Genomic DNA, 22243 nt, shown 5'->3' on the forward strand with positions numbered 1-22243 from the left:
GGAACCGATAAAATCCGGCCCTCCTGCATGGTCATTCAGCCAATGACAACCGGGAGCTCTTTGAGCGACCTAAAACCAATGAGCTTGCGGTATTCAAGGCGGTGTGCAGCCAGCCGAAGCTTAGGCATCCGCTCAAACAGTGTGAGAATTGCAATTTGTGCTTCGATGCGCGCTAATGAGGAGCCTATGCAAAAATGGGCGTTCCTTCCGAATGCAAGATGCGGATTCGGTTTTCTTTGGATATCCATTTTGTGAGGTTGATCGAATATGCTTGGATCGCGATTGGCTGCCCCTAAAAGGATATATACCTGCTCTCCTTTTTTTATGGTCTTCCCATTTATTTCGCAGTCTTCTGAGGCGGTGCGTGCCGTCAGCTGCGCGGGGCTGTCGTAGCGCAGACATTCCTCAACTGCAGTTTCAATAAGCGAGGGGTTTTCTCTCAGTGCGCTAAGCTGTTCAGGGTGTTTCAATAAAGTAAACACACCGTTGCTTATGAGGTTTACCGTCGTCTCGTGTCCGGCTATGACAAGTAAGATACATGTCGCGAGCACTTCCTCTTTTGAAAGCTGTTCCTCCATAATAAACCTGCTGATCAAGTCTTGCTGAGGGTGCGCTTCCCGCTTGTGAATCAAATCTCTGAAATATGACGTCAGCCTGCCTGCGGTGTCGCTTGCTCTGACTAACGTCTTTCTTGATCGGGTAAGATCAATGGCCTGAATGACGTCTGCCGTCCATTGTCTGAATTGATATCTCTCCTCTTTCGGCACTCCGAGTATCTCCGCAATGATAAGGCTTGCCAATGGAAAGGCAAACTCTGAAACAAGGTCCGCGGTTTTTTTGATTTGGACTTGATCCAACAAGTCATGAACCGTTTCTTTTATACAAGGGCGAAGTGATTCCGCCGTCTTTGCGGTAAATTCTTTACCGATAAGCATCCGCATCCGCTTATGGTCTGATTGATTTTTAAATAACAGCATATCGTGCTGGATATGCGATAGATTTTGATATTTCGTTGAAGCTTCCGGAAGAGGAATGCGGTTTTTAAACCGAATGTCTTTCAGAATCGCTGCCGCTTCTTTGTACCCGGTGACATACCAGCCCGGATATTTTAATACGGTTCCTTTATAAACAGGATCAATGGATCGCAGTTTGTCATAAAACGGGTAAGGGTCATTCCAAAAACCCGAATCCGCATGGAGAGACGGATGTGCAATCGATAGGTCCGCCGTCATCTTATACCTCCGTATTGCAGGCGGATTGCAGGCCGGCTTTCATTTCTTCAACGGATTCGACTTCAAAACCTAAATCATGGAGCATTTGATGATCCTCTGTTTCTTGCTGCCCTGCTGTCGTTAAGTAATCTCCGACGAAAATCGAATTTGCGGCGTAAAGTCCCAGCGGCTGCAGCGAACGAAGGTTGACTTCCCGGCCTCCTGAGATACGGATTTCTTTTGACGGATTGATAAAACGGAACAAGGCGAGCACTTTCAGGCAATACACCGGATGTAATTCGCTTACCCCTTCTAACGGAGTTCCGTCAATCGCATGCAGAAAATTAACCGGGATGCTGTCGGCGTCAAGCGCTTTTAAGCTGTTCGCCATATCAATGACGTCCTGTTTCGTCTCTTTCATGCCGACGATGACACCAGAACAAGGTGACATCCCCGATTGTTTCGCCGTTTCCACTGTATTGACCCTGTCGTCATACGTGTGGGAGGTCGTAATGTTTGAGTGATTTCTTTGGGATGTATTGATGTTATGATTGTACCGGTCTACTCCTGCCTGTTTCAGCCGCTCTGCCTGTTCCGGCTTCAGCAGACCGAGGCATGCGCAGATTTTTAAACCGTACGTTTCTTTAATTTCTTTGACAGCATCAACAACTTGATCCACTTCTCTGTTTGACGGTCCCCGGCCGCTGGCGACGATACAGTATGTCCCTATATTCAGGTCGTGGGCGCGTTTTGCCCCTTTAAGCAATATATGCTTATCCACCATCCGATAAGACTCAATCGGCGCTTTTGATATTGAAGATTGTGAACAGTACCCGCAATTTTCCGGACACAGGCCTGATTTTGCATTCATAATCATATTCAGCTTTACTTTTTTTCCGTAAAATCGTTTTCTGATATGAAAAGCGGCATGCATCAGCAATAAAAGATCCTCATCAGGACAATTTAAAATGGCCAGCGCTTCTTGATTCGTTACTTCCGCCCCGTCCAGCACTCTCTCTGCAAGATCCATCCATTGATTCATGTTTATCTCCCCATTTGTGTCAGATTCATGAAAGAGGAAACATCTATATGTTTCTCAATCATGTGTTGAATGTTTTCCGATGAAACGTGATCCAGCTTCGGTGTGATTCCCAAAATCGGAACTTTGCATAATGTTTCAATCATGCTCGGGTTTGTCTTTTCGTCCAGCCCCGGCCTGCTCCTTACGCCGTTGATAATAATGCCGAGAACCTCTATCCCCATGTTTTTCGCATATTCAACGGTTAAATATGTGTGGTTGATGGTTCCGAGATCAGGCCTGGTGACAATCACTGCCGGTAATTCCATGGCTTTTATCAGATCACTGACTAAATAATTTTCACCAAGCGGGACGGAAATGCCGCCTGCCCCCTCAACGATGAAACACTCATGACGATTTTTGATCTTACTCCAGTGGGCCATGACATCCGCCATGCTCACGGATTTCCCCTCAAGCATGGCGGCCGTGTACGGGGCAAGCGGCTCTTTCCATTCAAATGGCGTGATTTCTTCATGAGACAGTGCGGTTTGTGACATGTCTTTCAAGAGCGAGGTGTCACTTTCCGGATGAGTCCGAGGCACGCCGCTTAAAAACGGCTTAAACACTCCGATATCCGCCTGTTTCTGCCGGAATGCCGCGGCAAGTCCGCAAGAAACGATGGTTTTTCCGACGCCGGTATCTGTTCCTGTAACAAAAAAACTTCTCATTTGTTTATATTCAGCTCTTTTCTAATGGAATCAAATGCTTCTGTCAGCTCGTCTATATCCTGTAAGCTGCGATCCGCCGTAACGGTCAGCCTGATTCTGCTTTCGCCTTCCGGAACGGCGGGCGGGCGGATGGCCGGGGCGCAGATTCCCTTTTTCTCCAGCAGTGCAGCGGCTGAAACCGCTGTTTTTGCATCACCGATGATAACGGGGATAATCGGTGTATCTCCGCCTCTTACGGTAAAGCCCATATCGGCCAGACGCGTTTTTATCATTTTGACAGACGACTGCAGCTCACGGCGCGTATCGTGCATATCTGATATGATGTCAAATGCCGTATGCGAAGCCGCACAAATTGACGGCGGGAGGGCCGTCTGAAAAATAAACGTCCGCGCCTGATTCAGCAAAAAATCAATGAAAATGTTTGATCCCGCGGCAAAACCGCCTTCCGTTCCTACAGCTTTGCTTAATGTGCCGATGACAACATCAGGACAAACACCGAAATAGTCACTGGTTCCCCCGCCGTTTTCCCCGAGTACACCGGTTGCATGCGCGTCATCTGCTATCACAAATGCCTGGTACTGCTTTGCAAGCGCCATTATGCGGTCAAGAGGCGCGATGGTGCCGTCCATGCTGAAGACGCCGTCTGTGACGATGAAGCGGCGGTTCCGAGCCTGGACGGAGGCAAGTTTTTTCTCAAGATCAGCCATATCAATATGGCGGTACACGATGGTTTCCGCTTTTGATAAACGGCAGCCGTCAACAATGCTCGCATGGTTCAGTTGATCGCTTAAAATGACATCGCCTTTTTGAGGCAGTGAGGCAAGCACGCCGATATTTGCCAAGTAACCGCTTGAAAACAATAAAGCCGCTTCCGTCTGTTTAAAATCCGCGATTGTGTGTTCAAGTTTTTCGTGCCACACAGTATTTCCTGTCGTTAACCGTGAGCCGCCGCTTCCCGCTCCGAACCGGCTCATCGCCGTTTGCGCGGCTGTGATCAGCCGCTCATCTTTTGACAGGCCTAAATAGTCATTGGACGCCCAGGTCTGCCGCTTTTGCCCTTTGGTTTTGAGAGCGGTTTCCTGTGTTCGCAGCGTCCGATACAGCCCGTCTCTTTTCACCGCATCGAGCCTTCCGAGGAGCCATCCGTCAAAATCCACGGCCGGTCACCTCGGCTATCGCTTCTTTCATAATGGAGATCATGGCTTGTAACTGATCGGTTGTGCTGGCAAGCGGCGGCAGAAAGGCGATGACGTCTCCGAGCGGCCGTGTCAGCATACCAAGCTCTCTCATTTTCAAGGACACCTTGTATCCCATCCGCTTTTCAGGCGGATAAGGCTGTTTTGTCCCCTTATCCTGCACAAGCTCTATGCCGCACATGAAACCGAGCTGGCGGACATCGCCGACATGAGGAAGCTGCTTCAGATCATGAAGAAATTTCGCTGCCGTTTTTGATTTTTCGGCGACTTGTTCAACGATGCGCTCTGATTCGAATAAACGCAGATTTTCAATTGCCGCGGCACAGCCAAGCTGATTTCCTGTATAGGAATGGCCGTGGAAAAATGTTTTCATTTTGTCGTAGTCATCGTAGAAGGCTTCATAAATGGCTTCTGTGGCAAACGTCACAGCGATCGGCAAATAGCCTCCCGTAATGCCTTTCCCTGCCGCCATCAAGTCCGGCTGGACATTTTCATGCTCACAGGCAAACATTTTTCCGGTGCGGCCGAACCCCGTCGCCACTTCGTCAACGATCATTAACACATCATATGCCGTACACAGCTTTCGTACGCCTGCCAGAAAGCCTTCAGGCATGACGATCATCCCGGATGCGCCTTGCACCATCGATTCGATCGTAAGTGCGGCAATCTCTTCGTGATGCTTTGCAAGCAGCTGTTCGAGCGCGTGAAGGCATTCATCCCGGCACTGTACGGGGTCGCCGCTTTCAGATCTGTATACATACGGAATCGGGGCTTTGTAGCTTTCAAACATCAGCGGGCCGTACACATGGTGGAAGAGTTCAATGGAGCCGACGCTGACGGCTCCGATCGTATCGCCGTGATAGCCGTTCTGCATAGAAATAAACGTCTGTTTCTCGGGTCTCCCTATGTTTTTCCAGTATTGAAAGGCCATTTTCAGAGCGATTTCCATTGCTTCCGCTCCGCTGTCGGAGTAAAAAACGCGTGTCAGCTTTTCCGGTGTGATGCCTGTCAGCATCTCGGCAAGTTCTGTTGCGGGAACGTTCGTCATACCCAGTAAGGTCGAATGAGCGATTTTTTCAAGCTGTTTTTGAATCGCTTCATCCATTTCTTTTTTGCGGTGGCCGTGTACATTGAGCCATACTGAAGAAAAGCCGTCATAATATTCTTTGCCGCTGATGTCTTTCAGCATGATCCCATTTCCGCTTTCAATGATTAACGGATCTTCATCGTAATCTTTCATTTGTGTGAAAGGCAGCCAAAGATGCTGTTTGCTTTTTTCAATCATTGATTGTTTCATATGTTCTCCTCCCGCTGAATGAATACAGGTTGCTTCTCCAAAAAATGGATACAACTCTCCGTATCTATGGAGCCATCTGTAAAGAAAATCCGGCATCCGCTTTCATCTCCGGCATTCTTCATCTTGGCAATCCGCTGATATCCCAGCTTCTTTGCGGCAACGTAGCCTGTTATGTAATCAGGGTCATCCGACCAGCACAATTCAGCAATAATCCCCGGATGTGCGCAAACTTTTGCCGCGATGGCATGTGCTTCTTTTATTCGTGAATTTTCCGGCATGTTGTGCGTAAAAGCCCATTTTTGAAAATCATGTGACGGCCAATCCATTCGGGATACCCGCACACCTCTATTTCCTCTGCCGTCAATGCGTTCTCCTGCCCGGATATCAAACAGGACCGCTCCTCTTGCTTCTGCATATTCCGCAATGTTTTCGTACGCTTTCTCTATCATGTGCGGGGGAATCCCCGCCTTTTGCAGAAGCTTGCGGGCGATTGCTTGTCCTTTTTCCGGCGTGTCTGATTGATGGAAAGCAACCGGCAAAGGGCGGATCGTTTCGATCGGTTCATTAATGCTTTCAAGCTGAATCTGCATAAAATCAGGTATCCCTCTTGAGTGCGAGAAGCCTTTATGTAATAAGCCATCTACCGCTTCCTGTAAACCGCTGTAAGTGATGAGCCGTTCTCCGCCGGAAATGTGTTTTCCGCCCTGCTCATGGGGGGCGTTTCGGGAAGCTCTCATTCTGACGCTGTAATAGGTTTCTTCCCGCATATATTCCCCTCCTTTCTCTTACTTTGAAAATTAATGTTAACCAAAATAAATTTTAGGTTAACACTTATACAGAATATTAGTGCCCTTCTCGGAATATGTCAACCTAAACTATCAAAATGTTAACTGAATGAGTTTTGCAAAGCCTCATTACGTTTTCATGTTTTGTTCATATTTTAGTAATTGTTTATTCAACACTGTCCGCTAAAGTAATCCATATCAACAAATATGACAGCCATCTGATTTTTTTATGAAGGGAGGTCAAAACCGGATGCCGTTATGCTGAAAGAAAAAGTAAAGACAGCAGGCCGTTTTTGCACTGTAGGCGTCGGCAATACGCTGATCGATTTTGGTGTCTTCTTTCTTCTCGCCGCTTGTCATGTCCCCTATCTTCCGGCGCAGATCTGCTCCTATTCGGCAGGGATCATCAACAGCTATGTATGGAACCGGAAGTGGACGTTTCGTGTAAAACGCAAGGCTGACGGGAAAGAGATCATGCGATTTGTCATGATTAATCTTGCCGCGTCGGGAATCACCTTTTTGCTGCTTTACGCGTTTCAAAAAGGCGGCTGTTCGCTATTGGTGAGTAAGTTCGCCGCCACTATCGGCGGGATGATGATGAATTTTATCGGAAACCGAATCTGGGTATTTGGAGATTCGCTGAAAAACATACAGGATCAGGAGTGAAGATGAATGAGAAAAAAAGTGAGAAAAGCGGTCATTCCCGCAGCAGGTTTAGGAACGAGATTTCTGCCGGCGACAAAGGCGCAGCCTAAAGAAATGCTGCCGATTGTCGACAAACCGGCCATCCAATATATTGTCGAAGAGGCCGCAGCGGCAGGAATTGAAGATATATTGATTATTACAGGGAGAAACAAACGCTCGATTGAAGATCATTTTGACCGGTCGGCGGAATTGGAATTCAATCTTGAGGAAAAAGGCAAGACGGAGACGCTGAAGGAGATGCAGCGGATTGCCGATTTGGCCAATATTCATTACCTCCGTCAGAAAGAACCGCTCGGACTAGGACATGCGGTGCTGTGTGCGGAGCATTTTATCGGAGATGAGCCTTTTGCCGTTCTCTTAGGTGATGATATTATGGTATCTGACACTCCCGCTCTTTCACAGCTCATAGACGTCTATAACCAACACGGCACAGAAACGGTCGGCGTACAGCCCGTCGATCCTGCTGATGTCAGCAAATATGGTATTATACAGACGGGGCGGCAGGGCGGTCATGTGTACCAGGTTGAGGATCTGATTGAGAAACCGGCTGTTGAAAAGGCGCCCTCTCATATTGCCGTGATGGGCCGCTACATATTAACCCCTGCTATTTTTAAAACGCTGAAGACGATCGGAAGAGGCGCGGGCAACGAAATCCAATTGACAGACGCGCTGCGCGAAGTGTGCCGCACCCGAAGCATTTACGCGCGGGAGCTTGAAGGAAGCCGGTTTGATATAGGAGATAAGTTCGGCTGTTTTAAGGCCGGCACGGAGATCGGGCTTCTGCGGGAAGAAATGAGACCGAAACTTTTAGCTTATTTAGAAGAGGTGTTAAAAAGAGAATCTGAAGAAATCGTGCGTTAAAAAATAATTTGTAACCATTTTGCTTGTCAATCAGTCATATAATTGGGTAAAAAGATAAAGAGGTTGTGAACAGTGTGGGCAATTTTATTAGTGAAATATTATCCTGGCTGACAAGTATGGGCTATTTAGGGATTGCGCTCGGATTAATGATCGAAATCATTCCGAGTGAAATCGTTCTGGCTTACGGAGGATATATGGTGTCAGAAGGCACGATCAGCTTTATCGGCGCCATTGTCGCCGGTGTGATCGGGGGAACGATCGCGCAGTGCTTTATTTACTGGATCGCCCGTTATGGGGGACGGCCGTTTTTGGACAAGTACGGCAAGTACTTACTTCTGAAAAAGCATCATGTTGATGTTGCGGAAAACTGGTTTCGCCGTTACGGCGCCGGCGTTGTGTTCTCGGCGCGGTTTATCCCGGTCGTCAGACATGCGATCTCCATCCCGGCCGGCCTTGCGAAAATGCCTCTTTCCAAGTTTGTCATATTGACGACACTCGCCATTATTCCGTGGTCTGTCATTTTCGTTTATCTCGGGTATCAGCTCGGGGGACAGTGGAAAGACGTAGACAGCTATGCCGGAATGTATACAACTCCGATCATTATATTGGCTCTCGTATTTATTGTTGTTTATTTCGTTGTGAAGAAAATGAGATCAAGACTGTGAAAAAAGACTGCATAAGAACGGCTGCGAGCCGGATCTATGCAGTCTTTTTTTTATTTATACCGGGTATACGGGGTGTTTCCGGTGTGTGAATGTCAGTTGTTTGGACATGTAAGCAGTGAGGCGTTTATTGAGTTCTTCCCGCAAGGAATCAGCAGGAACAATGCCGTCAATCACCATTTCAGAGGCAAGCCGGTAAAGGTTAATGTCTTCCTTATATTCATCACGCTTTTCTTGAATAAAAGCCGGCCTTTCTTCAGGGGCTAGCTCGCTGATTTTGTTTGCGTAGACCGCATTCACCGCTGCTTCAGGACCCATTACGGCAATTTGCGCAGTCGGAAGCGCTAAACAGCAGTCCGGTTCAAAAGCAGGCCCCGCCATCGCGTATAATCCGGCACCGTAGGCTTTTCTGACGATAACGGAAAGCTTCGGAACAGTCGCTTCCGCCATTGCGGAGATCATTTTTGCGCCATGCCTGATGATGCCCGCCTGCTCAACCTTCGTTCCGATCATGAATCCGGGAATGTCTGCTAAAAACAGAAGCGGAATATGGAATGCGTCGCACAAAGCGATAAATTTTGCGGCTTTATCCGCCGAATCGAGAAATAAAACCCCGCCTTTGACACGCGGCTGATTGGCGATAATGCCGACCGGCTGTCCGTGAATCCGCGCAAGCCCCGTTATTAATTCCTGCGCAAATAACGGTTTAATCTCAAAAAATGAGTCTTCATCAATGACACGTTCAATTAAATCCATCATGTTGAACGGTGCGTTTTGATGTGCCGGGATGACATCTGAGAGCGGTTTTTCAAAAGCTTTCGGGTTCTTAGATTTGTTGACGGGCGCTTTTTCAGTATAATTTGACGGAAAATAGCTGAGGTATGTCTGCGCCATCATGATTGCCTCCTGTTCCGTCGGGGCGAGGAGATCACCGCAGCCTGATACGGAACAATGCATACGGGCGCCGCCCATTTCTTCAAGCGATACTTTCTCGCCAATCACCATTTCTGCCATACGCGGGGAACCTAAGTACATGGATGCGTTGCCTTCGACCATAATGACAATGTCGCAAAAGGCCGGAATGTAAGCGCCGCCCGCAGCGGAAGGGCCGAACAATAAACAGATTTGCGGAATGCGGCCCGATAGCTTTACTTGATTATAAAAGATGCGGCCGGCTCCCCTTCTGCCCGGGAACATGTCGACCTGATCCGTAATTCTCGCACCTGCGGAATCGACTAAGTACAAGAGCGGACACTGAAGCTTTTCCGCCGTCTCCTGAATGCGGATGATTTTTTCCACCGTTTTCGCGCCCCACGAGCCCGCCTTTACGGTTGAGTCGTTTGCCATCACACAAACGGTTCTGCCGCCGATGGTTCCGATTCCGGTAACGACCCCGTCAGCCGGAAGTCCGTCTGACATGCACTCGGCGAAAAAAGCGTCTTCAACGGATATGCCGTCATCGAATAAAAGCTTCAGCCTGTCTCTTACAAAAAGTTTTCCCTTCTTTTCGTTGCTTGCGTGATATTTCGCGGCTCCTCCCTTTTCAATCGTTTTGCTGCGTGTCTGCCGTTCTTTTTCGTAATCCATCCGAGTCCCTCCATGTTTTATTTTCCTTTGTATTCAGGGGGTCTTTTTTCTTTAAAAGCGCGCAGGCCCTCTTCTCTGTCAAGTGTGGGAATGACTTGTTCATATGCTTTTCGTTCGATTTCGAGCCCTGTATTGAGATCTGTCTCCAGACCCTTGTTTATCGCGGATTTTGCTTGTCTGACGGCGATCGGCCCATTAGCGGCGATGCGGCCGGCCAGTGCTTTTGCTTTTTCCATAAGTTCATCGGCTTCACAAACATGCTCGATCAGCTTCATGTCTTTTCCCTCTTCTGCAGAAAGTCTTCGGCCGGTATAGATCAATTCTTTTGCCGCGCCGGGGCCGATAAGCCGGGGCAGTCTCTGCGTTCCGCCCGCTCCGGGAATGATCGCAAGCCCTGTTTCAGGAAGGCCGAGGCCCGCCCGGCTGACGGCTGTTCTGATATCGCAGGCGAGAGCGAGTTCAAGGCCTCCTCCGACAGCGGTTCCGTTCAGCGCTGCAATGACCGGCTGCGGGAGAGCTTCAATGGATGCGGCCGTTTCACCGATACGCCTGACGCTTTGCTTAACTTGTTCATGATTCATCCCCGCTCTTTCTTTTAAATCAGCACCGGCGCAAAATGTGTTCCCGGTGCCGGTGAGAATGACACAACGAATGGATGGCGAGTTTTTGATGTCTTCAATCACACGCTGTAAATGATCAATCATTTCTGAAGACAGCGAGTTGGCCGCATGCGGGCGGTTCAGCGTGATCAGACCGATTGTTTCTTGACAGACGGAATACAAAACGCAATCTCCCATGGCTTCTCCTTTCTCATTTCGTTCTGAATGCCTGCAGGTTTCTGCTTGGCAGGTCTTTGCCTATTTTATCCGCGATCCAGCCGGCGGCATAAAGAAGTTTATTCATGTCCGTCCCGGTATCAATCCCCATTTGTTCGAGCATATAAATGACGTCTTCTGTGGCAGCGTTTCCTGCTGATCCAGGGGCGTACGGGCAGCCGCCAAGCCCCCCTGAGGAAGTATCAAAGGATGTGATGCCCATATCAAGAGCGGGAATGATATTCGCTAGAGCCGTTCCTCTTGTATCATGGAAATGGAGTGCGATTTTTATGGCGGGAATTCTCGGCAAAAGGGCTTCAAGCACGGCTATGACCTGCAAGGGGTTTGCCGCGCCGATTGTGTCGCCGAGCGATATTTCATCAACACCCATTTCGAGCAGGGTGTCTGACAGGCGGATGACTTGTTCGATCGGCACGTTCTGTTCGTACGGACAGCCGAACACAGTGGACAGATAAGCTCTCGTCGCCATTTTTTCAGCTTTTGCTTCAGTAATAACCCGCCTGAGCTCTTGAACGGTCCGGTCAATCGGTTTGTTTACGTTTTTTTGGTTATGGGTTTCGCTTGCAGATAAAAATACACATGCCTGATCGATTCCGCCTTCTGCCGCATGCTCCAGTCCGATGAGGTTCGGAACGAGAGCCGCGTAGACCGTATGTTCAGATCTGGCAATGCCTTTTGCGACGTCCAGGCTGTCACGAAGAGCCGGAATCCATCTCGGATGCACGAATGATGTCACTTCGATATAGGGAAGGCCTGTTTTTGACAGCATATTGATCCACTCAATCTTATCTTCTGTATCCACCCACGCCGATTCATTCTGCAAGCCGTCACGCGGTCCTACTTCATTGATGCGGACATGTTTCGGACAGTTCATGCTGCACCTCCCGTTTTATTGAAGTTCAATCAGGACCTCTCCTTCATCAGTGAAATCACCTTCTGATTTTTTCACTTCTTTCACCGTACCCGCTGCATCAGCGATAATCGGAATTTCCATTTTCATAGATTCCAAGATGGCCACTTCCTGTCCTTCTTCAATGACATCACCCGGCTTCACATGAATTTTCCACAGGTTTCCCGCCATCTGAATTTTTATGACGCTCATTTTGACGCCCCCTCGTTCATTGTTTGTAAAAAACCGGTTGTTGCCTCGCCCTTTTCAAACACTTCTGAATGGGCAATTTTTGTCAGCAGCGGAATGTTGGTTTTAATCCCTTCTACATGATATTCGCCAAGGGCGGTTTTCAGTTGTTCAATGGCTTGTTTTCTCGTATTCGCCGTGACGACCATTTTGGCAATCATCGGATCGTAAAACGGAGAAATGACGCTTCCCTTTTCGACGGCGCATTCGTGTCGCACTGACGGGTGTCTTAAAACGGAAAAAGACGAGATGGTACCGGGAGACGGGTAAAAGGTGACCGGATCTTCCGCATAGATCCGCACTTCTATCGCATGACCGCGGTGGTTGATATCTTTCTGCGAGAAAGGCAGCGCCTGCCCAGCGGCAATTTTCAGCTGTTCTTCCACAAGATCCAGTCCTGTAATTTCTTCTGTCACCGGATGCTCCACCTGCAGTCTGGTGTTCATCTCTAAAAAATAGATTTGTTTCTTTTCGTCGACGAGAAATTCTATTGTGCCTGCATTTTGGTAGCCGATCGATTTTGCGGCTTTAATGGCGGTTTCACCGAGTCTTTGTCTTAATTCATCGTCAACAAACGGCGACGGCGCTTCTTCTATCACTTTTTGGTGGCGCCTTTGTACTGAACAGTCACGTTCAAACAGATGAACGGTGTTGCCGAAAGAATCTGCGAGTATCTGAATTTCAATATGACGGGCATTTTCAATGACCTTTTCCATATACATTGCGCCGTCTCCAAAAAAGGAGGCGGCCCGCTTTTGATTGCCTTCAAACGCTTTGGCCAGCTCTTCTTCTGAATGTACGATCTGCATGCCGATTCCGCCTCCTCCTGCGGACGCTTTCAGCATGACCGGAAAACCGATGGCACGGGCTTCGGCTAAGGCGGAGTGAACATCGGGCAATGGCTCTGAAACACCGGGAACGATCGGGACCTTTGCTTTTTGCATCGTTTTTCGGGCTTCTATCTTGCTGCCCATCTTGGCGATGATATCACCGGGCGGACCGATAAATGTGATTTGTTCTTTTCGGCAGCGTTCGGCGAACAGGCTGTTTTCTGACAGAAGCCCGTAGCCCGGATGAATGGCGTCCGCTCCGGCGGATTTGGCGGCTTCTATGATTCTGTCGATATGTAAATAGCTTTCATTTACTCTCGATTTACCGATCGGATAGGCCTCATCAGCCGCTTTTACATGCAGCGCGTCCCGGTCGGCTTCTGAATACACAGCTGCCGAGGGGATGCCGAGACGTTTGCAGGTGCGGATAATTCGTAAGGCGATTTCTCCTCTGTTGGCAATCAGGACTTTTTTAAACAAATGTGAAGCACTCCTTTTTCATTAAGTTAACTTGAGCTCTTCAATCGTTTTTTCCCGCAGCTTGAATTTCTGAATTTTTCCTGAGGCTGTCATTGGATATTCATCTGTAAACAAAACGTACCTGGGGACTTTATAGCGGGCGATATGTTCTTTGCAAAAGGTTCTGATGTCTTCTGCGGAAGCGGTTTGTCCGTCTTTGAGCCTGACCCACGCCGCGGCCTCTTCTCCGTATTTCGGATCAGGAACGCCGACGACCTGAACGTCTGCTACCGCGGGATGCCGATATAACATTTCCTCAATCTCGCGCGGATAGATATTTTCGCCGCCCCTGATCAGCATGTCTTTCAGACGGCCCGTGATTTTGCAGTACCCGTCCTCGTCCATGACCGCCAAATCACCGGTATGCAGCCAGCCGTCTTTGTCTATCGCTTCTTCGGTCGCTTCTTGATTTTTATAATAGCCTTTCATGACATGATATCCGCGGGTGCAGAGCTCTCCTTGTTCGCCCCGGGCGGCTTCTCCGGATGTTCCGGGCCGAACGATTCTGACTTCGATATGGGGAAGCGCGCGCCCCGCTGTTTCCACTCTTCTTTCAAATGAATCATCCGTTCTTGTCTGCGTAATAACAGGTGATGCTTCGGTCTGTCCGTAGGCAATTGTAATGTCAGTCATCCCCATTTTGCCGATCACTTCTCTCATGACTTCCGCCGGGCATGGCGAGCCTGCCATAATCCCGGTTCGGACGTGGGAAAGATCATATTCAGAAAAACGGCTGTCATTTAGGAGGGCGATAAACATCGTCGGTACACCGTGCAGAGCCGTACAGGCTTCTTGCTCCACCGTTTTCAGAACGGCCGGCGGAGAAAACTGTTCGATCGGAATCATCGCCGCACCCGCGGAAACACATGCCAGCACGCCGAGCACACACCCGAAGCAGTGGAAAAACGGCACGGGAATACATAAACGGTCACTTGAAGTAAGCTTCATGCATTCTGCGATATTGGCCGCGTTATTTACGATATTAAAATGTGAGAGCATGACGCCCTTCGGAAATCCGGTCGTACCTGATGTATATTGCATATGAATGCAATCATCCTTTTTCAGGCTGTCCATCCTTCCGTCAAGCGTCGCATCCGTTACAGCTTCGGCATTATCCAGCAATGAATCCCAACGGTGCATCCCGGGCGGGCTTTTATCACCGATATATAACACCGTCCGTAAAAATGGATAACGTTTCGAACGCAGCCTGCCGCGCTCACAAGTTTTCAGCTCCGGAATCAGCTTATTCACGATTTCAACATAAGATGTCTGCCGGTAGGAATCCATGATTATCAAGGCCGAGACGTCTGAATGTGCCAGCAGGTAATCGAGCTCTGCGATTTGAAAATTGGTATTAATGGTGACCAGAACGGCGCCGATTTTCGCTGTTGCAAATTGCGCCGCGAGCCATTCCGGAATGTTGGATGCCCATATGGCCACATGATCTCCTTTTTCAACTCCCAGCTTCATCAGCCCTTTTGCGGTTTGCCGGCATAACCGGTCAAACTCGGCATACGTATAACGAAGGCCGCGCTCAGGGTAAACAACCGCTTCACGATCCGGAAAAAGCTCCGCGGTCCGCTCAAGCAGCTTTCCGGCTGTTAAATGGATAAGTTCAGCCATATGACCTGCCCCCCTTCCATCCCTGTCTTAGTAAACGTTTTCATTTCACTTCAAAAGCTGTCTTGCGATGACCATTCTTTGAATTTCTGACGTTCCTTCGCCAATCTCCATCAGCTTTGCGTCACGAAGCATACGTTCGACACCGCATTCCTTCATATAACCGGAACCGCCATGAATTTGGATGGCCTGAAGGCACGTTCTGACGGCCATTTCAGAAGCATAGAGCTTAGCGAATGCAGCTTCTTTCGTAAATGGCAGGTTTTGATCCTTCAGCCATGCCGCTTTAAGCACCATCTGTCTGGCAAGGTCAATTTCCATCGCCATATCGGCCAGCTTAAATTGAATGGCTTGAAATGACGATATCGGACTGCCGAACTGCTTGCGTTCCTTCGCATATGACAGCGACGCCTCCAGTGCGCCTTGAGCGATACCGACAGCCAGTGCCGCAATCGAGATCCGCCCGCCGTCTAATGTATATAAAAATTGTTTAAAACCTTTTTCAGGATCACCGAGCAGGTTATCGGCAGGCACCCTGACATCCTCCAGCACAAGCTCGGCCGTATCCGACCCTCTCACACCCATCTTGTCGTACGGATTTGTGATCGTAAATCCCGGTGTGTCTGTCGGGACGATGAGAGCTGAAATGATCGGTTTTCCGGCGGAGTTCTTTCCCGTAACGGCGGTGACAATGACCGTGCGGGCGTAATTTGCGTTTGTGATCCAGCATTTCTCTCCGTTTATCACATAGTCACCGCCCTTTTTCTCGGCTTTTGTCTGGGTTCCGCCGGCATCTGAACCGGCATTCGGCTCCGTCAGCCCGAATGATCCGAGCGCTTTTCCCGAAGCAAGCGGAATAAGATGTTCTTGCTTTTGCTGTTCAGTACCGAAATAGTATAATGGGCTTGCACCGAGTGACACGGCTGCCGCGTAGCTCAGCCCCGTGCTGCCGCAGGCTTTTCCGATTTCTTCGACCGCTGCTGCATATGAAATGGTGTCACCGCCCGCCCCGCCGTATTCTTCCGGAAACGGAATTCCGAGCAGCCCGAGTTCGCCTATTTTTTTAAATGTGTCTATCGGGAAGACGGCTGATTGATCAACCTCATGGGCTTTCGGGGCAATTTCATTTTTGGCGAAATCTCTGACCATTTCGCGCACCATCTGCTGTTCTTTTGTCAGTTGAAAATTCATTAACCTTCCTCCTTCTGCTGCTTTCTACATTTTATTAATGGGGGTCTTTATTCATTCCATCCAAATGAAGTCTGAACATTCGGACTCATCCGCTACAAAAAAACTGACAGCGCCGCAACTGTCAGTTTTATTAATAATGCTATTTAACCGTCCGTTTTGCGGAGGGATGGCTCTCATGGTGAAGCCTGTCAACGGAAGTAACGATATAGGTGCAGGCTCCTTTCGCCCGAGTATCAGTATCTGAAAATGTCTGCGTCCGTGACGATGTTTTTCTGACTGTATCCACTAAATAAGGCTGCTTTCCCTTTTCTGCGCGGTAAATGGCGTAATAAGCCGTTTTTTTACCGTTGGATTTCGCATCTTCAATATAGAGTGTATGGCCTGAAGCATTCTTCTCCGCCCGTTTGACAGACGGTTTTTTTAAAGCGGAATGTCCGAGCCAAGGCATCTCGGGAATTATCGCGGGCTGGCTGTACATGTCCTTGATCAAACGGTTTTTCACATCGAGCGGATTACGGTTTAAATCCTTTAAACTGAAATGCAAGCTGCCTTTTATCCATGCTGATCCCCTGTTTAGAGTAATCTGTCCTCCGTATTCCCCCGGGTCGGCCCAGGCAGGATCAGCGTTGTTGTTGATTTTATAAGCTGCCTGCCCGATATATAAATGCACCGGCCGATTGTTCACTTCTTTTCCCCACCAATCCGCTAAGACGTCATATGCCGCCGCTTTAAATCCGATGCTCCAGTAAATTTGCGGTGCGATGTAATCAATGTATCCTTTTTGGATCCATTCTCTCGTATCAGCATATAAATCATCATAGTTCCGCACCCCTGCGGCCGTTTCGGAGCCTGTCGGGTCATCTGCGGCATTTCTCCATACGCCGAACGGGCTGATTCCGAATTTGACATAAGGTTTTTCTCGTTTGATGGTTTGGTTGATTTCTTTTACAAGCCGGTTGACGTTATCCCTGCGCCAGTCATCAATTGATGCAAAGTGAGCTTTTCCGTACCGTTCGTATTCCGCCTGATCGGGGAATTCCTGTCCGGCAATTTTATAAGGATAAAAATAATCATCCATATGAACCGCATCAATGTCATAACGGCTGACCACCTCTTTGATTCCATCCGTTATAAATTGTCTTACTTCCGGAATGCCCGGATTATAGTACAGCTGTTTTCCGTATGCAGCGACCCAGTCCGGATGCGAACGCGCGGGATGATCATCTGAAAGCGCATTCAAATTTGTGTGATTCATCGTGATCCGGTAAGGATTGAACCAAGCGTGAAATTCAAGATTCCGTTTATGTGTCTCTTCAACTAAAAAAGCAAGCGGATCGTAGCCGGGATTTTTGCCTTGTGTTCCTGTCAGATACTCTGACCAAGGCCCGTAATCTGATGGATAAAAAGCATCAGCCGCAGGCTTAATTTGGACGATAACGGCGTTCATTCCCATCTCCTGAACGTCATCCAGCAGCTTGCTGTATTCTCTTTTTTGCTCTTCCGGTGACAGCCCTTTTTTAGAGGGCCAGTCGATATTGGTGACAGACGCGATCCATACGGCTCTCATTTCTCTCTTCGGCTGAGTGCCGCTTGCTTGTGCGGATGCTGAGAATGTAAAGATGCCGGCTGTCAGTACAACGGCCAAAAACCATATCATGCTAAAACGGCAGCTTTTCATGTTTTTCCCCCTCTCTGCTTTACGGTATTCCGAAGCATTCCGGGCGGTGAATCAGAAAGCCTGCTTTGCTCCTCTCAGCCTAAAAGGGAAAGAAAAAAGTCCTAAAGCGAATCAAAACGCTTCAGGACTTTTTATGTTTCATGGCGGCGAGCACGTCAATGACCTTCGTTCCGACGCCGACACACGTTTCAAGAATGGCCTGCGCTCCGGCGATGGACAAAATGAAAATAACCGGATGTGCATAGCGGGGCCAGACCAAGTAGCAGATGCCGATCAATATGGCGCACCAGACGCCCGCACACCAATAACATTGCAGCATATAACCGAATGCGGAGGAAGGGACTTTTTTTTGGACGGCGCGCCCGTTTTGATCGACGGTTTTTTCTTGCTTTATAAAGGGTTTTCTTATGAATTCCGTAATCTTATCAAATACGATCAAATGGGTCAGCCGGTAGCTGGCAAGAATGATCATTACATACGTAAGCCAAGATAGGTTCGTCATGTCAAAGCCTCCAAAAAACTGGTTTGATTCCCCTATCTTGCCCTCTGTCATCCTGAACCATTCTGCCGGATGTTACAGATTCCGCGCCAAGCGTCTTCCGCTGTTTGCAATGATGTCGAGTATGACCTCAGCATTTTGATGTGCAAAGGCGGGTTCAAACATATCTTTATGGGCGCCCCCGCCTTGATATTCCTGATAGAGTCCCGTTGTGGCGCCTTCCCATTTCATCGGCTCGGTCTTATCACTGTGCTCTTCCTTTATACCGGCCTCGATAAAATGGAGGTTTGCCGCAATTTGGCCATCATTTATCAGTTCCGCCCAGTACGTTTGATAGCGCTCTGTCTTTTTGATGACCGCTTCTCTGACGGCTTCCGGGACATTTTCGGCTGTTGCGTTTGTTGGCTGCGGCGGCAGTGCGTCAAGCTTTCTGTACGCGTCTGCGATAATGACGTCGCTGATTTCTAAGCCGCGCTTTTCCATCGCTTTTGCCGCCTCGAATGCCGTATTGCCGCCCGCTGAATATCCGAAGAGGATATAAGGGCCTTCCGGCTGTATTTCCAGCATTTTATCAATGTATTGTTCCATTCTGCTGTCTTCTTCAATAAAGTTAAAACCGTACACAGCAGCCCGTCCGTTTAATGCCGCCGCAAGATCTTTAAAGAAAATGCCGAAACCTGAGATAGGCGGAAAACAGAATAGATTGCGGCCTTTCGGCTGGTTCAGTCTGCTGATATGCTGCTCTGCAGCTTCTGACAGTGTGTTTGAATACAGCTTTTCAGCCAATTGTTCAATTGTCGGATATTCAAATATCATTTCAATCGGCACATCCATCTGCTGCCTGGTCTTCAGCTGATGAATCACTTGCAATGCTTTCAAAGAATGGCCGCCCAGCTCAAAGAAGTCATCCTGTATGCCCAGCTCCCCGCAGCCGAGGATCGGCGTCCAAATGTCGATCAGCTCACGCTCTACCCAGTTTCGTGGCGGAACGGCTTTTGATGACGTTTTTTTCCGTTCTGGCGCAGGCAGCCCGCGGCGGTCCACTTTGCCGTTTGCAGTAAGCGGCATACGGTCAAGCTTCATCACATACTGCGGAATCATATAGTCGGGAAGCGACCTGGCCAGCAGGGATTGAATGGCTCTTTCTTCAGCATGCGCGCCCGTATAATACGCACAAAGGGTTGCTTCTTGTCCTTCGTCTGACACGATGACTGCCGCTTCCCTGATTCCATCGATTTCAGTCAAGCGCGCTTCGATTTCGGCCGGCTCAATCCGCTTCCCGCGAATCTTGAATTGACGGTCGATACGGCTGATGTATCCGATGCTTCCATCAGGCAGCCAGTGTGCCAAGTCGCCTGTTTTGTAGATCTTTTCTTCAGGATGAACCGGGTGGCTGACAAACGCTTCACTTGTTAAGTCAGGCCTGTTTAAATAGCCTTTGGCAACCCCGTCACCGCCGACACAAAGCTCACCGGGCACGCCGATCGGCGCAAGTCCGCCATTTTTATCAATGATATACGCGGTTGAATTGCTGATCGGTTTTCCGATTGGGATCGGCTGAGAAAAATCGTGCCTGATTTCGTAAAAGGTAGAAAATGTCGTATTTTCTGTCGGTCCGTATATGTTATAAAGGCTGAGATTCGGACAGCGGTGTCTGACCTTATTGATGAGCGCCGGGGACAATGCTTCTCCGCCGACATATAAGGTGTGCAACCCAGAAAACATCTCCGGATCTGCCTGGGCGAACTGGTTAAAGAGTGCCGTCGTCAAAAACAGAATCGTAATACGGTTGGAAGAAAGATAATTGCCGAACCTCTCAGGGGCAAGCATTGTCGAGCGGTCAACCACATGAAGACATGCTCCGTTCAAAAGTGCTCCGAAGATTTCAAACGTCACTGCGTCAAAACCGATGGACCCTGTCAGAATGAGACGGTCCGACATGCCAGCCGACGTGTAATTGCTGTTTGACACGAGCGATACGACGTTTCGGTTGGAAATCATCACGCCCTTCGGTTTTCCTGTTGAACCGGATGTATACATAATATAGGCAAGGTCATCAGGTGCTGTATCGGTATTCAGTTTTCCCGCATCAGGTGTTTGTTTTTCAGCTGCAGCCGGGATAGAGATGATGTGAGAAAAGTCAATGTCAGTCTCAATTCCTTTTTGCACCGTTAACAGCTGTGCTCCGCTCTCAGTGAGCATATCGGCGATCCTGTCGGTTGGCAGTTCTGCATCAAGAGGAAGGTACGTCCCTCCCGCTTTCAATACAGCGAGAACAGCGATGATAAATTCCGGTGAGCGTTCGGCCAGAATCCCGGCAATTCCCTTTGGCGCCAAACCGTTTTCCAGCAGGGTGCGGGCGAATGCAGTTGACCGTTCATCGAGCTCCCGGTACGTCATCGTCAGCCCGCCGGCGTGAAGCGCCTGATGGTCCGGGGTTTTCTTTACCTGTCGGCTGAACAGGCTGATGATGCTTTCATCTCTTTCATAAGTTGTTTTCGTGTCATTAAATTCGCCGATTATTCTTGATTTTTCCTTTTGTCCGAGCATCGGAAGCCGATCAGCCGGAAAATCGGGATTGAAGGCGGCGCCGCGCAGAGCTTCTTCCAAGTGTCCTTTTACGCTCTCTATCCATACTTCGTCATAAACGTTCGCATTGTAGCTGAATTTGATGAGCAGCTCATCGCCAGGCGCTATGATGAGGTTAAAATCGTAACCCGATTGTTCCGAAACGTTGACATTCCCGATCCGGAACGGTGCATCCGATTCCTTTTCCGCGTCTTTCATCTGCTGCTGAATCGGATAATTTTCAAACACGATGATATGGTCGATTAAATCCTGTTTCAGCTCAGTCTGAGATTGGATGTCAGCAAGCGGATGATAGCTGAACGCCTCTGAATCAAGCATTTCTTTCTGCAAGCGGCCCAGCAGTTCTCTAAAGCTTTCGTCACCCGTTTTAATGCGTACCGGCACGGTATTGATAAACAACCCGATCATGCTTTCCACGCCGTCAATGACGGAAGGCCGCCCTGATACGACGGCGCCGAATACGGCATCATCCGTCCGGTTGTAGCGCTGCAGCATCAGGCCCCATACAGTCTGCATAAGAACCGCGAGCGTAGCGCCCTCTTCTTTGGCGATGGTTTTCAGCTTGTCCGTCAGGTTTTGATCTATAGAAAACAGCAGCTCTTTCTTACGGTAGCCTTTTTCCTGGGGACGGGCCGATATTTTCGGGAGTCCTGAGGGTGTCTCACAGCCTGCTAAATATCCTTTCCAATACTCAGAAGCCGCGTCTTTGTCCTGATCCGTCAGCCATGTAATATAAGTGCTGTAAGGCTTTGCGGGCGCCAGTGTGACGGGTGAGCCTGTTTCAATCGCCCGGTACATATGCATGAATTCCTGAAGGACGATGCCGAGGCACCAGCCGTCCATAAGGATGTGATGGTGGCTCCAGACGCATACATATTTTTCGTCAGCCGTTTTAAACAAAGAAACACGCATCAGCATATCCTTTTGCAAGTCAAAGCCTTTTAAGCGGTCACGTTCCTTAAATCGCTGTAAATAGATGCTCTGTTCCGGTTCGTCCAAATGTGTAAGATCTTCGCGGTGCAGCCGGAATTCCCGCTCACGCAGCACAACTTGGCGGGGGCCGTTCAGCTGAGCGACATGAGGTAAAAAAACCGTTCTGAAAATATCGTGGCGTCTGATGACAGACTGTACGCTTTGCTCAAACAATTCCGGACGAAGCCGGCCTTTTATGGTGAAGACGGATTGCTCGATATATGCAGCCCCCTCCTTTTGCAGAAAGGAATGAAAAAGCATTCCTTCCTGCATTCGGCTGAGGGGATAAATATTTTGGATATTTTTTGTTTTGTCCATGTG

The 22243-nt window shown here is 48.9% G+C and carries 19 protein-coding genes; 3 read left to right on the plus strand and 16 right to left on the minus strand.

Annotation, left to right across the window (positions count from 1 at the left end; translation table 11 throughout):
• Positions 1–35: 35 nt before the first annotated feature.
• From ACKTRM_RS09255 to ACKTRM_RS09280, 6 genes are read right to left on the minus strand one after another with little or no spacing between them, the layout of a single operon-like run.
• The gene (locus tag ACKTRM_RS09255; RefSeq protein ID WP_012117684.1) at positions 36–1232 is read right to left on the minus strand and encodes a cytochrome P450; all 1197 of its coding nucleotides are present in this window, start codon (positions 1230–1232) and stop codon (positions 36–38) included.
• Position 1233: 1 nt separating this feature from the next.
• On the minus strand, positions 1234–2253 hold the full coding sequence (bioB, locus tag ACKTRM_RS09260; protein ID WP_007410132.1) for a biotin synthase BioB: 1020 nt from the start codon (positions 2251–2253) through the stop codon (positions 1234–1236).
• Between the two features lie 2 nt (positions 2254–2255).
• Positions 2256–2957, minus strand: a complete 702-nt coding sequence (bioD, locus tag ACKTRM_RS09265) for a dethiobiotin synthase (protein WP_012117685.1) — start codon at positions 2955–2957, stop codon at positions 2256–2258.
• Positions 2954–4114 (minus strand): 8-amino-7-oxononanoate synthase, encoded by a 1161-nt coding sequence (gene bioF, locus ACKTRM_RS09270; RefSeq protein ID WP_012117686.1) that lies wholly within the window; start codon positions 4112–4114, stop codon positions 2954–2956. Before bioF ends, bioD begins: the two co-directional genes overlap by 4 nt.
• Positions 4104–5450 carry an adenosylmethionine--8-amino-7-oxononanoate transaminase gene (gene bioA, locus ACKTRM_RS09275; RefSeq protein ID WP_012117687.1) on the minus strand — a complete coding sequence of 449 codons (1347 nt, stop codon included), beginning with the start codon at positions 5448–5450 and terminating at the stop codon, positions 4104–4106. Before bioA ends, bioF begins: the two co-directional genes overlap by 11 nt.
• Positions 5447–6217 carry a 6-carboxyhexanoate--CoA ligase gene (locus tag ACKTRM_RS09280; protein ID WP_012117688.1) on the minus strand — a complete coding sequence of 257 codons (771 nt, stop codon included), beginning with the start codon at positions 6215–6217 and terminating at the stop codon, positions 5447–5449. The genes bioA and ACKTRM_RS09280 overlap by 4 nt, the downstream gene beginning before the upstream one ends.
• Positions 6218–6493: 276 nt before the next feature.
• Between ACKTRM_RS09280 and ACKTRM_RS09285 the strand changes: the two genes are divergently transcribed.
• The 3 genes from ACKTRM_RS09285 (at position 6494) to ACKTRM_RS09295 (ending at position 8466) form a co-directional block, all read left to right on the plus strand.
• Positions 6494–6901 carry a GtrA family protein gene (locus ACKTRM_RS09285; protein WP_012117689.1) on the plus strand — a complete coding sequence of 136 codons (408 nt, stop codon included), beginning with the start codon at positions 6494–6496 and terminating at the stop codon, positions 6899–6901.
• A 6-nt stretch (positions 6902–6907) separates the two neighbouring features.
• Positions 6908–7801: a UTP--glucose-1-phosphate uridylyltransferase GalU gene (galU, locus tag ACKTRM_RS09290; protein ID WP_012117690.1), complete on the plus strand. Its 894-nt coding sequence runs from the start codon at positions 6908–6910 to the stop codon at positions 7799–7801.
• 74 nt (positions 7802–7875) lie between these two features.
• Positions 7876–8466: a DedA family protein gene (locus tag ACKTRM_RS09295; RefSeq protein ID WP_007410125.1), complete on the plus strand. Its 591-nt coding sequence runs from the start codon at positions 7876–7878 to the stop codon at positions 8464–8466.
• A 54-nt stretch (positions 8467–8520) separates the two neighbouring features.
• Here the strand turns inward: ACKTRM_RS09295 and ACKTRM_RS09300 are convergent, their stop codons facing one another.
• The 10 genes from ACKTRM_RS09300 to ACKTRM_RS09345 all read right to left on the minus strand — a co-directional run bounded on the left by ACKTRM_RS09300 (position 8521) and on the right by ACKTRM_RS09345 (position 22240).
• Positions 8521–10050 carry an acyl-CoA carboxylase subunit beta gene (locus ACKTRM_RS09300; protein WP_012117691.1) on the minus strand — a complete coding sequence of 510 codons (1530 nt, stop codon included), beginning with the start codon at positions 10048–10050 and terminating at the stop codon, positions 8521–8523.
• A 17-nt stretch (positions 10051–10067) separates the two neighbouring features.
• Positions 10068–10847, minus strand: coding sequence for an enoyl-CoA hydratase (locus tag ACKTRM_RS09305; protein WP_012117692.1), 780 nt, complete (start codon positions 10845–10847; stop codon positions 10068–10070).
• 13 nt (positions 10848–10860) lie between these two features.
• Positions 10861–11760: a hydroxymethylglutaryl-CoA lyase gene (locus ACKTRM_RS09310; RefSeq protein ID WP_012117693.1), complete on the minus strand. Its 900-nt coding sequence runs from the start codon at positions 11758–11760 to the stop codon at positions 10861–10863.
• 15 nt (positions 11761–11775) lie between these two features.
• Positions 11776–11988, minus strand: coding sequence for an acetyl-CoA carboxylase biotin carboxyl carrier protein subunit (locus ACKTRM_RS09315; RefSeq protein WP_007410121.1), 213 nt, complete (start codon positions 11986–11988; stop codon positions 11776–11778).
• Positions 11985–13334, minus strand: coding sequence for an acetyl-CoA carboxylase biotin carboxylase subunit (locus ACKTRM_RS09320; RefSeq protein ID WP_012117694.1), 1350 nt, complete (start codon positions 13332–13334; stop codon positions 11985–11987). Before ACKTRM_RS09320 ends, ACKTRM_RS09315 begins: the two co-directional genes overlap by 4 nt.
• 21 nt (positions 13335–13355) lie before the next feature.
• A complete protein-coding gene (locus ACKTRM_RS09325; RefSeq protein WP_012117695.1) occupies positions 13356–14996 on the minus strand; it encodes an AMP-binding protein in 1641 nt (546 codons plus the stop codon).
• 45 nt (positions 14997–15041) lie between these two features.
• A complete protein-coding gene (locus ACKTRM_RS09330; RefSeq protein ID WP_012117696.1) occupies positions 15042–16184 on the minus strand; it encodes an acyl-CoA dehydrogenase family protein in 1143 nt (380 codons plus the stop codon).
• A gap of 139 nt (positions 16185–16323) precedes the next feature.
• Positions 16324–17862, minus strand: coding sequence for a glycoside hydrolase family 10 protein (locus tag ACKTRM_RS09335; protein WP_012117697.1), 1539 nt, complete (start codon positions 17860–17862; stop codon positions 16324–16326).
• Positions 17863–17983: 121 nt separating this feature from the next.
• Positions 17984–18364 (minus strand): DUF1360 domain-containing protein, encoded by a 381-nt coding sequence (locus ACKTRM_RS09340; RefSeq protein WP_007410116.1) that lies wholly within the window; start codon positions 18362–18364, stop codon positions 17984–17986.
• A gap of 72 nt (positions 18365–18436) precedes the next feature.
• Complete coding sequence (locus tag ACKTRM_RS09345; protein WP_012117699.1) at positions 18437–22240, minus strand: non-ribosomal peptide synthetase; 3804 nt, start codon at positions 22238–22240, stop codon at positions 18437–18439.
• Between the last annotated feature and the right edge of the window lie 3 nt (positions 22241–22243).

It is taken from the genome of Bacillus sp. D7-8 (assembly GCF_052055895.1).
Taxonomy (GTDB): domain Bacteria; phylum Bacillota; class Bacilli; order Bacillales; family Bacillaceae; genus Bacillus; species Bacillus velezensis.

What these genes read in the sequence shown, in the direction of transcription:
- ACKTRM_RS09315 (WP_007410121.1), bottom strand. Translation starts at nt 11,988, where the DNA reads ATGAGCGTCATAAAAATTCAGATGGCGGGAAACCTGTGGAAAATTCAT.
- ACKTRM_RS09345 (WP_012117699.1), bottom strand. Translation starts at nt 22,240, where the DNA reads ATGGACAAAACAAAAAATATCCAAAATATTTATCCCCTCAGCCGAATG.
- ACKTRM_RS09285 (WP_012117689.1), top strand. Translation starts at nt 6,494, where the DNA reads ATGCTGAAAGAAAAAGTAAAGACAGCAGGCCGTTTTTGCACTGTAGGC.
- ACKTRM_RS09330 (WP_012117696.1), bottom strand. Translation starts at nt 16,184, where the DNA reads ATGAATTTTCAACTGACAAAAGAACAGCAGATGGTGCGCGAAATGGTC.
- ACKTRM_RS09305 (WP_012117692.1), bottom strand. Translation starts at nt 10,847, where the DNA reads ATGGGAGATTGCGTTTTGTATTCCGTCTGTCAAGAAACAATCGGTCTG.
- bioA (WP_012117687.1), bottom strand. Translation starts at nt 5,450, where the DNA reads ATGAAACAATCAATGATTGAAAAAAGCAAACAGCATCTTTGGCTGCCT.
- ACKTRM_RS09335 (WP_012117697.1), bottom strand. Translation starts at nt 17,862, where the DNA reads ATGAAAAGCTGCCGTTTTAGCATGATATGGTTTTTGGCCGTTGTACTG.
- ACKTRM_RS09255 (WP_012117684.1), bottom strand. Translation starts at nt 1,232, where the DNA reads ATGACGGCGGACCTATCGATTGCACATCCGTCTCTCCATGCGGATTCG.
- ACKTRM_RS09325 (WP_012117695.1), bottom strand. Translation starts at nt 14,996, where the DNA reads ATGGCTGAACTTATCCATTTAACAGCCGGAAAGCTGCTTGAGCGGACC.
- ACKTRM_RS09300 (WP_012117691.1), bottom strand. Translation starts at nt 10,050, where the DNA reads ATGGATTACGAAAAAGAACGGCAGACACGCAGCAAAACGATTGAAAAG.
- ACKTRM_RS09280 (WP_012117688.1), bottom strand. Translation starts at nt 6,217, where the DNA reads ATGCGGGAAGAAACCTATTACAGCGTCAGAATGAGAGCTTCCCGAAAC.
- bioD (WP_012117685.1), bottom strand. Translation starts at nt 2,957, where the DNA reads ATGAGAAGTTTTTTTGTTACAGGAACAGATACCGGCGTCGGAAAAACC.
- galU (WP_012117690.1), top strand. Translation starts at nt 6,908, where the DNA reads ATGAGAAAAAAAGTGAGAAAAGCGGTCATTCCCGCAGCAGGTTTAGGA.
- ACKTRM_RS09310 (WP_012117693.1), bottom strand. Translation starts at nt 11,760, where the DNA reads ATGAACTGTCCGAAACATGTCCGCATCAATGAAGTAGGACCGCGTGAC.
- bioB (WP_007410132.1), bottom strand. Translation starts at nt 2,253, where the DNA reads ATGAATCAATGGATGGATCTTGCAGAGAGAGTGCTGGACGGGGCGGAA.
- ACKTRM_RS09340 (WP_007410116.1), bottom strand. Translation starts at nt 18,364, where the DNA reads ATGACGAACCTATCTTGGCTTACGTATGTAATGATCATTCTTGCCAGC.